The 15,045-nt window shown below is 44.7% G+C and carries 10 protein-coding genes; 8 read left to right on the forward strand and 2 right to left on the reverse strand.

What is annotated here, in order from left to right; translation table 11 throughout:
• Positions 1 to 37: 37 nt before the first annotated feature.
• Both AAA943_RS10835 and AAA943_RS10840 read right to left on the reverse strand, forming a co-directional pair.
• Positions 38 to 1,666: a glucosamine inositolphosphorylceramide transferase family protein gene (locus AAA943_RS10835; protein WP_338224264.1), complete on the reverse strand. Its 1,629-nt coding sequence runs from the start codon at positions 1,664 to 1,666 to the stop codon at positions 38 to 40.
• 39 nt (positions 1,667 to 1,705) lie between these two features.
• Positions 1,706 to 2,857: an MraY family glycosyltransferase gene (locus tag AAA943_RS10840; protein WP_338224265.1), complete on the reverse strand. Its 1,152-nt coding sequence runs from the start codon at positions 2,855 to 2,857 to the stop codon at positions 1,706 to 1,708.
• Positions 2,858 to 3,861: 1,004 nt separating this feature from the next.
• Between AAA943_RS10840 and AAA943_RS10845 the strand changes: the two genes are divergently transcribed.
• The 8 genes from AAA943_RS10845 to AAA943_RS10880 all read left to right on the forward strand — a co-directional run bounded on the left by AAA943_RS10845 (position 3,862) and on the right by AAA943_RS10880 (position 14,623).
• Entirely contained in the window at positions 3,862 to 4,332 is a 471-nt protein-coding gene (locus AAA943_RS10845) for a nucleoid-structuring protein H-NS (protein ID WP_338224266.1), read from the forward strand.
• 23 nt (positions 4,333 to 4,355) lie between these two features.
• On the forward strand, positions 4,356 to 4,931 hold the full coding sequence (locus AAA943_RS10850; RefSeq protein ID WP_338224267.1) for a hypothetical protein: 576 nt from the start codon (positions 4,356 to 4,358) through the stop codon (positions 4,929 to 4,931).
• The gene (locus AAA943_RS10855; RefSeq protein ID WP_338224268.1) at positions 4,928 to 5,767 is read left to right on the forward strand and encodes a hypothetical protein; all 840 of its coding nucleotides are present in this window, start codon (positions 4,928 to 4,930) and stop codon (positions 5,765 to 5,767) included. The genes AAA943_RS10850 and AAA943_RS10855 overlap by 4 nt, the downstream gene beginning before the upstream one ends.
• Positions 5,754 to 8,201 carry a leucine-rich repeat domain-containing protein gene (locus tag AAA943_RS10860; protein WP_338224269.1) on the forward strand — a complete coding sequence of 816 codons (2,448 nt, stop codon included), beginning with the start codon at positions 5,754 to 5,756 and terminating at the stop codon, positions 8,199 to 8,201. Before AAA943_RS10855 ends, AAA943_RS10860 begins: the two co-directional genes overlap by 14 nt.
• Before the next feature lie 1,104 nt (positions 8,202 to 9,305).
• Positions 9,306 to 10,235 carry a glycosyltransferase family 2 protein gene (locus tag AAA943_RS10865; RefSeq protein ID WP_338224367.1) on the forward strand — a complete coding sequence of 310 codons (930 nt, stop codon included), beginning with the start codon at positions 9,306 to 9,308 and terminating at the stop codon, positions 10,233 to 10,235.
• A 181-nt stretch (positions 10,236 to 10,416) separates the two neighbouring features.
• Complete coding sequence (locus tag AAA943_RS10870) at positions 10,417 to 11,892, forward strand: hypothetical protein (RefSeq protein WP_338224270.1); 1,476 nt, start codon at positions 10,417 to 10,419, stop codon at positions 11,890 to 11,892.
• Positions 11,889 to 13,460 carry a hypothetical protein gene (locus AAA943_RS10875; protein ID WP_338224271.1) on the forward strand — a complete coding sequence of 524 codons (1,572 nt, stop codon included), beginning with the start codon at positions 11,889 to 11,891 and terminating at the stop codon, positions 13,458 to 13,460. The genes AAA943_RS10870 and AAA943_RS10875 overlap by 4 nt, the downstream gene beginning before the upstream one ends.
• Positions 13,457 to 14,623 carry a hypothetical protein gene (locus tag AAA943_RS10880; RefSeq protein WP_338224272.1) on the forward strand — a complete coding sequence of 389 codons (1,167 nt, stop codon included), beginning with the start codon at positions 13,457 to 13,459 and terminating at the stop codon, positions 14,621 to 14,623. The genes AAA943_RS10875 and AAA943_RS10880 overlap by 4 nt, the downstream gene beginning before the upstream one ends.
• Positions 14,624 to 15,045: the final 422 nt, after the last annotated feature.

Below are 15,045 nucleotides of genomic sequence, written 5' to 3' on the forward strand. Positions count from 1 at the left end.
TCCTGATTTTTCCAATTTGAAGAGGGTTTATCCCTCTTTATTTTTTTCTGGTGGCTGCATCGATCACATAGAAGTCCCCGTGATTGTCCACGTGATGAAATCCTGTCAGTTTTGGAAAAAAAGTCGGGGTGGCAGTGACTATGCGTTCCTCCCGGTAGTTTTCCAGATTGAGCTCAAGGATTTTGTTGATATTGACCCCAAAGCCATACTTTCCATACACATTCCTTTGGCTGGGTCTGAAATACTCCCCGTTTCTCTGATAGATTTTTCCTCCATTTCTCGCACTTCGTGCATCGATGATCACGGGATTTTGGAGATGTGGGATCAATCGATTCATTTTCAGCGAGTCAATTTGGTAGAGGTAGAGGTCAGAGTTGAGATCAAACCAAAACCCCTTGCTGAAGAAAATCCAGGCTATTCCATCCTGATCCCTTAAGAAGTTGACATCCGCTACTTCCTCTCCCTCGAATGCGGTGGAGTAAAGCTCCCATTGGTAAGGGAAGTCAGTCGCCTTATACACCTCCAATCGGGTATTGGCACAGGATTCCGGAATCATATATATCTCCCCTTCATCCTCAAACACATTCGGATAGGACCGATGAGCCCCGTCATCAATAATGTCGGTTATCCCGGTCACTTTTCCTTTGTCCAATATTCCCACACTGATACAGGCCTTCTTTTTGTCGTAGAAAAAACGCTCAAAGAACAAATACCTCACCCCATCTTTTTCAAATACAAAAGGATCTGCCCAGAATTCACCCTCAGGTTGCGGGATTTCTTTGGCTCTGAACAGCGGGGCTTGGATAAAATCCCCCTTGCCTAGATAGACCTTCCAAAGGTTTTCTCCCTTGGATTCAAACATCCGGTAAAAAAGAATCGAAGAAAACTCCCTGTAAAATTTCAGCAGGTAGAGGAGGGTAGGCTTTAGTCCGGGAGAACGGTAGAGCGGATAGCTGTAAGTCAGGGAGTCCTGCAGGGCAAATTTGCCGTGGATTACTTTCCTCAGGTTTTTTAGAACCAGTTGTATGGATGAAAACTGGACAAACTGTTGATTTTTGGTGAAAGACCAGTGGATATTGTAGTAAGCTTTTTCGATGATTTTGCCTCCATCCAATTCCGGGGTTAACTTTTGCAGGGTAACTCCGATCACTTCATGATTTTCTACAATTTCCCAAAATCCCGCAGGTCCGCCTCGATTCACATCATTGTCTCCATGATGGAGACTCCAGATGCCATACTTGGGTACCTGAAGAAGGGCACCTTTGATGATATTGAACTCATGCCTAAGGATCAAATCCAAGCCAAAAGGCTCCAGCTGTGCACATTCCTTTTCTTCGAAATAATCCACAAAGCCCTTCCTGATCGGATGCATGGAGATCTTTGGAGTCTTTTCAAACAGAGCTTTTACTCGACTGGGGTCAGGGTCGAAAGCTTTAAACAGCTTTTTCTCCAAAGATTTTTGCCATTTCCATAAGAAATTGCCCGGCCAAAGTCTTCCCAACCCGGACTTGGGTGCAGCATCTTCCGCAGGTACCCGACCATCCACAATCAAAAGGGCAACTTCAAGAAAATCCAGATCTAAGAGTTGATCGAAAAGCGAAAGTTCCCATGGATCCAAGTCCGGAAGGGATTTGGTAAGAATCCCTATTTTTAGCTTTTTTTCCAAGGTAATGGGGTTAAATAGGAGAGGGGGCGTACGCTGAGATTAATTCATGTTGATCGGCCACTTCTCAAAATCTTTGGAATTTACGGCCTTTTGTTTTTCCGCAGGCTCTTTGGCCTCCATAAATCTTGGAAGGGCCTTCATGATTTTTAATTTCAAAAAGTGCGGGGTGACCAATTCCAAGATGATGGCAAATACCAATACCACCAGGAATACGATTGGCAGGACCAGATTATCTGAAAAATCCCGAAGAATCAAGACCGATAGGATAATGGTAATCTGTGCCAGCACCAGAATGGAAACCACCTTGGGCTGCTTCATCCCAAAGCGCATCAACAGGTGATGAAGATGGTTCTTGTCTGCCTTCATCGGATGCTTGCCTCTGGAGATTCTTTTGGCAAATACCCGGGCCATATCAAAGGCCGGAATCAAAACCATAGCCAATGAAAAGCTGAAGTTGGGGGTGAACTTGAATTCATCGCTGGCAGGGAGGTCAGCATTGATATTCATAAAGGCCACCACCACGATCGCCATGGAAAAGCCGATCGGCAGAGACCCGGTATCCCCCATGAATATCTTGGCCGGATGCCAGTTGAAAGTCAAAAAGGCTACAATGGCCCCTAGCATGGCAAAGCAAAACACGGAATAACCCAAGTGACCCACAGAAGCAAACCAAAATCCCAAGATGGAAAAGGGAAGAAATGCGATGGTACCGGCTAGCCCATCTATGCCATCAATCAGATTGTAAGCATTGGTGATGGCAAAGAGAACAAAGAAGGTAGCCAAAATACTGGCCAATTCATGGAGCTCATAGACCCCGAGAAAACCGTAAAAATTGGTAATTCGCACGTCTGCGAAGAAGTAAATCAGAAATAGAGCCCCCAATTGCATGACTATTTTTTGCATGGGGCTCAGTGGAGACAGGTCATCCCGCAACCCTATGAAAAACATCACCGAAATCGCCAGAATCACAAATCGCATCGTACCCGGAGCCAAATACCAGCCCCAGATACCAAAAGAAACAATACTTGCGAAAATGATGGCAACTCCACCCATGGAAGGGGTTACCTTGAGATGAATCTTTCTTCCTCCGGGAATATCCCCGATATTGGCCTTATTCAGTATAATTATAAGGATTGGCAAAATTAACACCCCTAGCCCCAGCGAGGAGATGAAAGCTAAAAATTGGTTCATTTAAATAGTGGTAAAGTTGTTTCAATAACTAAAATTTAAGACTTTTTCCAAACGTCAAAATAAATTTAAAACCAAGAGAAATGCAAAACCTCATTTTCTCATTTTTTGCAGATTTCAAATTTTTTTTTGGATAAAGTCCATAATTAAATCGATTGTAAGGAATCCGGATTCCATTTCATGGATTTTTTTACTGCTGCCACGGACTAAGGAAAAGGGTAAAAAAGCTTGCATTTGGCTTTCAAACCCCCAAAACTACCAAGCTACGCTTTTGCAATAGCACTCCAGTCGCCTTGACCGTCTGGATTGGATGTACGAATTTCCTTGCTGCTTTGGATGGTTGACCTCCATATATAATCGACGAAATTGTTTTTGGATTCGAATTCTCCTGCCCTGATAAAAATTTTCTCCAAAAGGAAGATACCTTTTTTTCCTGACAAGTCTGTCCCTTACTTTAATCTAAATTCGTTTTTTTTAAATAGCCACCTACGTACAGCGCAAAGCACAACCTAGGGATGAAAGCGCAATGGGCAAACAACCTGGGGTAGACCCTCCGCTGTGTTTTGTTGTAAAGTACCTGCTATAGGTACATCCTGATGCTTCTCTTCAGATAGAATTGCGGATAATCCGTTTCCCTCTCCTGCGATAGGCTAGAAAAAAACCCTTTGGAGATCCAAAGGGCTTTTGCACTGGCTATTGCCTGAATTAAAACTTAACACATTCAAAATTGAAACAAAATTATGGGCTTGGAAATACCCTATATAGGGTATTTTTGGCCCATTTTATGATATTAGTGTATTGAAAATATTCGTTCCTTTGGTTTGCAGGGGCTTTTTGCATTTTTTAACTTAACAAACAAAATCTTTTCTGCGTACTCAAGTCTCAAATGAGGGATTAGGCCCGACCTTTGCACGAAATTTCTTCAAAATCGCTTACTTTGTGCCCTGTAAAGGCCACCCAAAACCAGGCATAAACAATCTACTATCCAAACAATCCAATTTATCCAAATGAAACAATCTGTATCCACCCTGTCCGTAAAAAGAATTCTTTTTATGGGTCTTGTCCTCACTTTGGCCATGGGAGCTTGTAAGAGTAAGAAGAAGGCTGTCCAGCCGACTCCTCCTCCTGCACCTGTAGAGCAAGTGGTAGAACAAGCGCCTCCGCCTCCCCCAGCAAGATCCGCTGAGGAAATCGCCGCTGAAAAGCTGGAAAACAGTTTCAATGCGGTTGCCAATGCAGGTAGCCTCAATGCGGCCGACCAGTCCATTCAGCAGACCTTGGCCATGTTTTCCAATCAGGAAACCCCTGTTCTGATCGTCATTCATGAAGAAAATGGCATCAAAGACTACGATGAACCGACCACGATCAAAAGATACCTGGAGTACCTGAAGGACACCAAGAAAAACCTCAACTACATTTCAGACATCCGTCTGGATGCAAATGGAAAGGTGTCCGAACTTGAATTGAGAAGAAAATAATCACTGCTAGAACTCTATCCAAAATGAAAAATAAATTTATCCTTTCCCTAGGCTTGCTCCTTTCTATCTCTCTAGCAGCATTTGCTCAGGACAATATCAGCCCTGCCAGAAAGCAGGCCATCGACTCCTTGGCTTTGGAAAAAGTAAAGGACCTTTCCAAATACATCGCCATCATCGGAAGCAAGGAAACCCAGTTTTCTGAAGCGAACCGCGTAATGGACCGCGCCGAAGAACTCTTCGCTCCCGGTGCGGAAATGGGCGTCTCTTCCATCAATACCAATGAAATCGCTTACTATAAGGTAAGAAACTATTTCGAGCGACTGATGGCCTTGAACTACGACCGGGTGAATATCACTTGGTACGATATCCAGTACATCTCCGATTTGGAAAGACAGCCTGACGGACGATACGTGGGCGTAATTACCATCTATCAGCGATTTGAAGGTACTTCTATCGAAACAGGGATGAACTACAGAGATACCACCAAGAAGGACATCACCATCTACGTTGAGAAAAAACAAACTCAAATTGCAGGTCGCACGATCGAATTTTGGGATGTAATGCTCGGAGATGTTCGAGTGACTGAAACCTCAGCATGAGAAAAACCTTTCTGATTTTTGCGTTTTTTATCGCAATCATCTCTTCTGTCCCGGGACAGGGCCTCGGCGGTCCCGGGACAATCAAGGATGACGGCAGATTTGCAGCTTCTACCAAACAGCTCAATCAATTTTTCAGAAGATTCAACGGAGAGGAATCCGTAGATGGCAATATCCGGTTCTACCCGGGGGACTCGCTGTACCAGAATCCCGCGCTCAGAAAGGGATTCTTGACCATCCTCTTCGACAATCAGACTTCAGGTGTTTCCCCCGAGGTCAAACAGAAGTTTACCCAGTTTGTCCTTTCTGATATCTATCCTCAATACCTGAATTTTCACCGGGAAGGATGGTATGCCGAAGTGGACACGGAGTTTATTTTCAAAGGCAAAAGAGAAAAAGTCACCCTGATCATGAAAATCCAAGCCGAAAGATTGGGTTTTGAATGGGTGATCGATCAGGTGATTTTCCAACCCTTTAAAAACCTCTTCAATAAGCCGGTGGGAGAAGCCAAGGACTTTCTTCATCCACTGAGTCATGAACTGGGATTCATGAACCTTCGCAGGGCATTTCAGGATTCGAAATTGCCGGAATCCTTCACGCCCAACTCCTACAAACCGGACTATCTATCGATATTTTTGTACGAAATGAAGCAAAATAACCTCCGATTTGATACCGTCACAGGAGTTAAATTTCACTTCTTCCAGATAAATGGCTGGTATTTTGAAGTAAATCAATTCAACAGACCGGGCTTTAATACCGGTTGGCTGATTTCCAACTTGGTCCAATTGGGACCCGGAGATAAAGAAACTATTCTCAAATACATCTATGACCAGGATTAGATTCTTCCTGATTCTTTCTGCACTGATTGCCTTTCCTTTCGCAGCCCACACTCAGACCCTGAAGGGCTACACCAAAGAACAGCAAAAGGAGTTGACTTCCAAGGTGGAAGATCAAATCCGGTTTTTGGAGTTTCTGCTCAATACTTTGGGCAAATCCGAAACCAGCGCCAGAGACAAAGATGTAATCATCCGGGAAAGCTACCTTAAGATTTTCCGGGATGAAAAAGTACAGGTAGAGGACGACCTCCTGGCAGACAGAAAAGTCGTCACCAACAAGGACGTCACCGCCTACCTGAAGGATATCGAGTTTTTTTTCAAAACCGTTGAGTTCAAATTCAAAATCCGGGAAGTCAAACCCGGACAAAAGGACAACGGAGAAGTGTACTTCCTGGCCTCTCTGGACCGAACCATCACGGCTCAAGGAAAAGCAGGAGAGAAAATTACCAATACCACCCCAAGGTTTATCGAGGTCAACCTCAATGAAAAATCCCAGGAACTCAAAATCGTAAGTATCTATACCACCAAGGTAAGCCGGGATGAGGAATTGACCGCTTGGTGGAAATCCCTCGACCTCCCTTGGAAAAACTACTTTGCCTCCAGATTTAATTTTTCCCTTCAAGATTCCATGGAGCTCGATATGCTCTACCGCTTGGTGAGTATCGATACCCTGAATATTTCCGGCCGACGAGATATTCAGCACCTCCGGCCCCTTGCTGAATTGCGAGACCTCAAAGTCGTCGATATCAGTCAAACCCAAATCCGGGACCTCAGTGCCATTTCCAATGTGACCTTTCTGGAAAACCTGGACATTTCCAATACCCCAACCCGGGACATTCAGTTTATCAAATACGCTGACCGGCTGCAGACCCTCAATATCTCCAATACCCAAGTGGACAGCATAGGGGAGCTGCTCAACCTGAAAAATCTCAAAACACTACGGGCTGAAGGTGCCCCAATCAGCAGCTTTGCCGTATTGAACGAGTTCAAGAATTTGGAACACCTCTACCTGAGCAACAGCGGCTTTAACAATCCGGAAAACATCAAGGGATTAACCTCCCTGAAAACCTTGGATTTGAGCCAAAACTACATGGTGAATTTCTCTTCCTTGGCTTCGCTTACCTCCCTGCAAAACCTCAATCTAGCCCAAACCAACATCCAAGACCTAAATCCCCTCCGGGAGTTTGAAAACCTGGAAACTCTGGATATCACGGCTACTTCGGTATCGGATATTACTCCGCTTCAGGAGTTGCCTGCCCTGAAAAAAGTATTGGCGGATCAGACCCAATTGTCCACCGTCGCTGCGGATGATTTTGTACGGAAAAATCCCGAAGTCTTGCTCATTCACCATGTCAAAGATTTGGAATCTTGGTGGGCTACCCTTCCCGCTGCTTGGAAAGAGGGGCTCAAAAGAGCCAATCCAGCCATAAAAGGAGAAAATCCAGGAATAGAAGTGTTGACACAGACAGTCAATATCTATGAGCTGGATATCAGCGAATTGGAGCTGACCACCCTTAATCCCATCGTCCGCTTCATTAACCTCACCAAAGTCAACTTCTCAGCCAATCCCGTAGAAGACCTGTTGCCCCTTTCTGAAGTGAAAACGTTGAAGCAAATCCTGGGTAAAAACACCCAAATCTCTGACCTTTCTGCCCTTCAGTCCAACGAAGCCCTGGAATCCATCGATCTTCAGGGAAGTCCGGTGACAAGTATCAAAGAGGTGGTAGGTCTGCCCAACTTAAGGTACCTCAACGTCGATCAAAGCCAGCTGGACCAAACCCAGATTCCAGACTTTCTTTTCCAGAGAGCCGAAGTGAATGTAATTTACCGCTCAGAAGAATTGAAAACCTGGTGGGAAGAATTGGATACCCCATGGAAAGACCTGTTCAAAAGAGAGTTTTCCCTTCCTGCAGACCCCAATACCGAACAGCTTCATTCCCTTACAGCCAAGTCGGAGCTGAGTTTTCAGCGGGTATCCATCGAGCATTTGATCCCGATTACCGCCTTTGTCAACCTGAGGTCTCTCTCGGTATTTGACGCCCCGCTATCCAGCATTGCCCCGGTCAGCGGAATGGTGCTGTTGAAAAAACTGACCTTGTCCCAAATGCCGGTAAACGATTTTCTCCCAATCTCCAGCTTGGTCAGCTTGGAGCAATTGGATCTATCCAATACAGGAATTGAGGATTTGAGCGCGATCTCCAATATCAAAGGCCTGAAAAAACTGAACCTCTCCGGCACCAATCTCAAAGCCCTCAAAGGGCTGGAAAATCTCTATGAGTTGGAGGAACTCGATGTGGCCAGTACCAATCTCAGATCTTTGAAACCCGTGGAAGGCCTGATGCTGAAGAAGCTCTCCTGTTTCAATACCCGCTTGTCCTCACGGGCAGTGGATAATTTCAAATCTTCCAATCCCAACTGTGAGGTCAGGTTTTATTAACTAGGATTATCCGCAATGAGGTCAATTGACGGATTCCCCTTGCTGGTCTGGCTGGTAGACCGAAACTTCCATATCCTGAACCTATGAGCTTAAGTTGGCCGTATTTTTCCTACTGGCAAAAAAGCGGAACTACAACGATTAGATAAAAGGTGCTTCCGCTTATTTGCAAGTTACTTGGCTAAATTAGGTTTTGAGGTTACAAATAGGCGGATTCCCTTTGCCAAAGGAGGCTGGGAGATTTTTCATAAAGGAAAAACTGCTACTTGAGACCTACGCGCAAGGTTACGGATACACCCGTGGTATAAATAGGATAATTCACTTTTCAACCGGTAAAATCCTTTCCCCTTGCCAAAATCGTAACTTCCTGTACCCTAGGCGGTCGTCTGGGGAAGATCATTCACTACAGGTGCCTTCTCCACTTTCCTTAACTGCTTGGATTCCGGAAAATCCCCCTTTTTTGAAAGGAAGAAGAGAAAGGGGTAAAAAGTGGGAGAAAAATCCCTTAATGATGTTCTAGAAAAAATGATGAGAAAAGTTGCTTAATCACCCTGACCAAAATTACCATCGGTGCATAGAATAAAAATACCCACTAGTGGGTATTTTTCTGTTTTTGAGCGGATATTTATCCACATTTTATCACTATTCCTGGGTAGAATTAGCTTATTTAAAGCGATTTTTTACTAAACAATCTTTTTTCATTTCAAATATTTCCTAATCCAATGATCTACTTTCTCTCCACTTAAAGCAAGGCCCATTCCTGGATTCTCAACTGCCAGACCGGTGAACAACTAGCAGTCCCTTTGGGTGGATTCTCCCCAATGGATCCATCCGAAATTTCCCTCTCCCAGGTTTTCTCTGCCTTCCCCGATCTACAGTTTTCCCTGCCCAAACGGTCCGATTTTTTTGATCCTACCCGATCTTCCGGGAATCCCTATCCAACCGGAGTAGAGCTTGACTTCCACTTGTCTGGGATGCCTGACTTTCAGTGGCCGACGATTGGAAAATCTCATTTTCCAGTCCTTTCTTCTTGCTTGGACTGGGGATGAGTATCCTGCTTTTTGAATATATTGCCTCAAAAATCCAGCAATTAAGCCCATCGTTCACATATCTGTCGTCGTCCCGGTCTACAAAGGGCGTCAAACACTCCCGGAGTTGGTCGAAAGGTTGGAAAAGGTATGTCAATCCCTGAAATCCAATTTTGAGGTAATTTTGGTGGATGACGGTTGCCCGGAAGGGTCTTGGGATACCCTTGCAGCACTGGCAGGGAAATTCCCTGAAATCAAAGGAATCAAGCTGACCAGAAACTTTGGGCAGCACTATGCCATCACCGCAGGCTTGGACCATGCTCAAGGGGAGTGGGTAATGGTCATGGATGGAGACCTTCAGGACCGCCCGGAGGAAATTCCAAATCTCTATCGGGAAGCCATCAAGGGGTTTGATGTGGTTTTGGCAAGGAGGGTCAACCGAAAAGACAGCCTGCTTAAAGTAGGATTGGGTAAATTGTTTTTCCGCCTATTGTCCTATCTGACTGGGAATACCTTCGATCCCTCGGTGGGCAACTTTGGGATATACCACCGGAAAGTGATCGATGCCTTTCTAAAAATGAAAGAACCCGTCAGAGTATTTTCTGTCATGGTAAGTTGGATGGGTTTCAGCACTTCCTTCGTGGAAGTAAAGCACATGCCCAGAACAGACGGAAAAAGTGGATATTCCTTCCGCAGAAGATTGAATTTGGCCTTGGATATCATTTTGGCCTATTCAGACAAGCCCATTCGCCTCATGGTCAAAGTCGGCTTGTGGATCGCTTTTTTGAGTTTCCTCTTTTCATGCATCACCTTGTTCCGATATCTGTCAGGAGCCATTACCGTTTCAGGGTACACCAGTTTGATTCTTTCCATTTCTTTCTTTTCGGGAATCTTGATGATGATGCTGGGGATTGTGGGGTTGTATGTGGGTAAAATCTTCGAAGGGGTCAAAGGCCGGCCTTTGTACCTGATCGATAAGACTATTGAGAATCAGGAAAAAGACAAATGAAGAAAGACACAAGACACAAAACAAAAGACTTAAGACCAAATCTATTAACCCTTAACCCTTCCAACTCTCAATTAAACAGTTACTCAATTCCCTGATCCAAACTTTGCCACTTTGCAACCTTGCCACTTTAAACTCCTAAATTTTCCAATCTTTAAATTTTCCAATCTTCCAATCATTCCCAATGCCTAAACCTCTCCTCGGAGCCTCGATTCTCGTTGTAGCTATCGTCTTAGCAGGGGTCAACCGTGGATTTGACGTATCCGATGAGGGCTTGTATGTGTTGCTGGCGCATCCCCTTCAGGAAAATCAGGGAGGAATATTCAATTACGACCTCTTTTTTAAGCTCATTCATCAGGTCACTGGATTTCATTTTGGCATGGTAGGATTACGGGTACTTCGTCTGCTGATTTACGGCCTAGGAGCTTTTGCCCTGGCCGTTTGCTATAAAAATGTAAAATCAGAAACTCAGCTTTCCCCAACCATCTTCCTCATTTCCTTATTGGGTCTTTTTGCAGGTTATGGCTTTCTTCCGGCTAGCTTGTCCTACAATCATCTCTCTGTGGTAATCGCTGCCTGCTGGCTTGCTTTGATCTCTTTTCAGGAGGATAGATGGATGGTAAGGCTTGGGATAGGCTTAATGATTGCCTTTTTGGTTTATGTGAAAGTGACAGTGGCAATTCTTGTGGCAGGAATGACTTTGTTGTTTTTGTTTTTGGAGAAAAAGCTGAATTGGTTTTTCCTTTTGGGCCTGCTCCTTCCTTTTATTTTCCTGGAATGGGTTTTTTACTGGGATTTGGGTGAAAATGCCCTCCTTCGACTTAGGGATGGCTTGTCAGTGCAAACGGCCCGAACCGATTACCAAGGATGGACCTTAATCAAGCATACCGGGGTAGGGGTATTTTGGTGCTTGTTGGTTTTTGGGGGTTCGTTTATCGTCTTTAGATGGATCAAAAAGCCAATTATCCAGGCTTTGCTAATTCTCCCTTCCTTCCTTCTCGTCTTTTCAATCACTCGAATTACGGAGGAATGGAACCATATTTTCCTGCTTTTAGGAGCAGGGGTTTGGGCTTGGTTTTTTCACAAATACCATTTCTTCCAACTGTCCGGAAGAGATCAAATCTGGATTTTTTTTCTTCTCCTATTGCCATTTGTCCTGCATTTTGGCAGCAACGTATACTGGATGAGAATAGGAATCCACTACCTGGTCTTTTGGATTCTGGCTTGGTGGATTTGGTTGGGGAAAAACAATCTCCGCCTTGAAAAGGCTTTATCCCTTAGCCTGGCAGGGGTAACGGGGATATTGGTCTTGAATGGGCTTTGGTGGCAGCCTTTTGAACAAGGTCAGCTTGAGCAGCAGACGGAAAAGTGGGAATATCTCCCCGGAAAAGTCATTTTGCTGAGTCCTGACCAAGTCCGAGGCCTGGAGCAGTTATCTGCCCGGTTTGAAGGGGAGGAAAAGCTGCTGGCAGCTTATCGGATTTCCGGACTTGCATACCTTCTGGGGAAAACCCTGCCCAAAAGCCCAGGATTTTGGGATCGGGAGCAATTAGAGGGCTTTTTTCCCCAAGGCTATGCCGAAGATGTTTTATTTTACCCCATTGATTCCTTGCCCCAAAACTTTATCCAAGAGCCTATTTTGATAAGCAATTTCCAATGATAAGCCAGCAGGGAAAATATGATTCCTCCATTTATTGGACTTTTGGCCTTTTTCTCGGCTTGGGGATTATTTGGTTTTTCCCTTGGCGCTTTCAGACCAACGACGACGTGATGATGATGTGGCTGGTTTCGGGTGCTTACACCGGAGAACCAGAACCCTATGCGGTATTTATCCATCCCTGGTTGAGTTGGACTTTTTCCAAGCTGTACTCCGGGTCTCCGGAGGTCAATTGGTATGGTCTCACTTGGTTTGGAGTGAATTTTCTTTCGGCTTTTCTATTGTTAAAGAAAATCTGGACTACCACTTTTCCAACCATTCAAAAGCACTTATTGAGCCTTTTTATTGGACTGATTTCTGTCCATTTTGCCTTTTTTCCGCAATTTACTCTGATCGCAGGATTTGCGGTTTTGGGAGGGATGACCCAATTATTCAGTTCCTACTCCAGACGAGGGCTTGCTTTGGGCTTTTTCACCTTTTTTCTGGGCTTCTCCATCCGATTGGAATCGGCTGCTCTGATCAGTTTGGGCTGGATTTGGGCAGCATTTATTTTTCCTCTGGCAAGTGGCAACCTAAAATGGTTCAAAATATTGGGACTCCTTATCCTTTGTCTTTTCCTAGGGCTTGGAAAATGGGGCTACGAATCTGCCTTCATTTCAGAAGAGTACCTCAAGTTCAATTCTGCCCGAGCCACAGTCTTGGATCACCCGGTTTTTGTACAGCAATCCCAAAAAGGAGAGATTCCCGAATCATCTGATTGGTTTTATGTCAGTCGCTGGATGTTTGAAGAGCTTCCTCTGGACAAAGAGGATTTCCTTATCAAAAAAAAGGAATTGGATCAAAGTCTCTTCCAATGGAAAGCCATGGGAGAGGGACTTACCCGGCTTGTTCGGATTCAGCGCACGGAGTTGTTTAAATCCATGCTGATCGGTTTTCTCCTTTTGGCCTTTTTTGCTTCTGGAGCCGGGTTGAAGAAAAAAATCCTCTTTTTGAGTATTTGGATAGGGTTTTACCTGATATTTAATCATTTCAATCTGCTCTTGGGACGGGTCAATCTGCTGTTTTTTCTGGTTCTTCTCTTTCCGGTTTTTTACTTACCCAAACCAACTATTCCCCGACAAGCGGCTCATGGTCTGTTCCTCTTCCTCCTTCTTTTCCTGTGCTTTCATTCCTTCAATTTCTATAAAGAAGCTCAGGGAAGATTGGCCTTCCAGCGGGAGTTTGATCGATTGCTTGCGGAGAAAAATCCTGAATCCCCTCTTTTTCTGGAAGGGGTTTTTGAATACCTATTTACCGAACAATACAATTCTATAAAGCAGGTTTCATTTCTTGGCTATGGATGGATTTCCCGAAGTGCCATGCAGGAAAAAGCCTATGGAAAGAGAGAATTTTCCAGCCAAAGAGAAATGGAGGATTTCTACCTCCTGGTATTTCGGTCTGCGGAACCGGTCATCTTTCCAGACTACATGAATCGAATCTCTCCCGGTTTCCAGCTGAGCAAGCAGATCAATGGGGAGAGTTTGGTCCTGCTTCATTTTTCCAAGCCTAAGAATCTCTTCCAAAGTCCATGATTCAAGTTCCAAAGACCCTTATTTTTTGGATCGCTGTTCTTCTGATGGCTATCGGATATTCCTGGATAACCTATGCCATGCTTGCCGGGAAAGTCTTTTCCGATTTCCCCGCTCATCTGGATATTTGGAATTTCTACCAAGAGCGGGGAAAAATCCCCTTCCCACCGCTGTACTACCTTTCCTTTTTTGGCATCAGTACCCTCATTCCCTCGCCCCAAAGCCTCAAAATAGGCCTGCTGATTCTGGTCAGCCTGAGTTGGCTGGGGAAGTTCCTGCTGACTTATCGCTACCTCAGCCCAGTGTTTGGAGCAAGGAGCTGGACTCCTTGGATTCCCTTAGGACTGATCTTGTTTTTCCCAATCTCTGCCTGGATGGGAGAGGGGGCCTATTGGTTTTTGGGAAAAATGACCCCCAACCTTTGGCATAATGGCAGTACCATTTTCGTCTTTCCTTTCTGCATGTTGCTTTTTGGGGAGGTTCAAAAATGGTTTAGTGGAGAAAAGCCCAATTTTTTTCGGATAGGACTCTGGACCCTGCTGATTTTAGGAATTAAACCCAATTTTCTCTTTGGCCTGATTCCGGCCCTGATTTCCTTGATTTTTCTTTCAGAAGTAGGTCAAAAGTCCATTTTGCCGATAATAATTTATTCAGGCACGGTGCTTCTTTTCCTCTTGGGAAGCAAGTGGATGATCTTTTCCAATAGTTCAGAACAAAGTCTGTTTTTCAATTTCAATGCCCGAGGAGATGTGATCCTCGATCCTTTCGGTGTATGGCTCCAACTCTCCGAGAACCCGTTTTGGGACTTATTTGGAAGCTTTCCTTTTTTGATGGGTTCCTTGGCATGCTTTGGAAGAACCCTTGGGAATGATTCGGTATTCCGTTTGGCTTTTTCCACTTTTTGCTTCGCCATGCTTGTCTTTTTCCTATTTGCAGAAAGCGGTCCAGGGTATCTGGATGGGAATTTCTACTGGCAAATCCCCATTTCCCTTTTTATCCTGTACCTGGTCATAGCTAAAATTCTTTGGTCAACTTTTTCCCAAAATCCGGATAAAAAACCATCCGACCGGCTAAAAATGCAGCTCCTTTCTTTCCTGTTCGCCCTTCATGTCTTCTCCGGACTAGCCTACCTCTGGCGAATCACAGAAACGGGGCAATACTTTTAGTTGGGAGAACCCAAAACCCAAAACCCAAAACGTTCAACGTTCAAAGTTCTACGTTCAACGTTAATTAACGTCACGTTCCTGCCGAAGGCAGAACCACCCCAACTTAGAACTCAAAACGTAGAACGTCAAACGTTACGTTCGCGCCAACGGCACAACGCTCCAACGTTGAACCCAAAACGTAGAACGCCCAACGTCACGTCCCTGCCAAGGGCAGCACCGATTTAACCCTTAACCTCTTCGGTCCTCAGTTCAACAATCAAACGATTCGACAATTCGACAATTCGACAATTAATCACCAAACGAGTAAATTTTCTTCTCCCGAACTCTTGCAATTCCCAAAGTACCGAGTAATTTTATTACTCAATCTAGGCTAACTTCTCTTCCCAAATCCACCTAAAATTAAAGGTAGGTTGAAATTAATA

The sequence above is a fragment of the Algoriphagus confluentis genome, assembly GCF_036245625.1.
GTDB lineage: Bacteria > Bacteroidota > Bacteroidia > Cytophagales > Cyclobacteriaceae > Algoriphagus > Algoriphagus confluentis.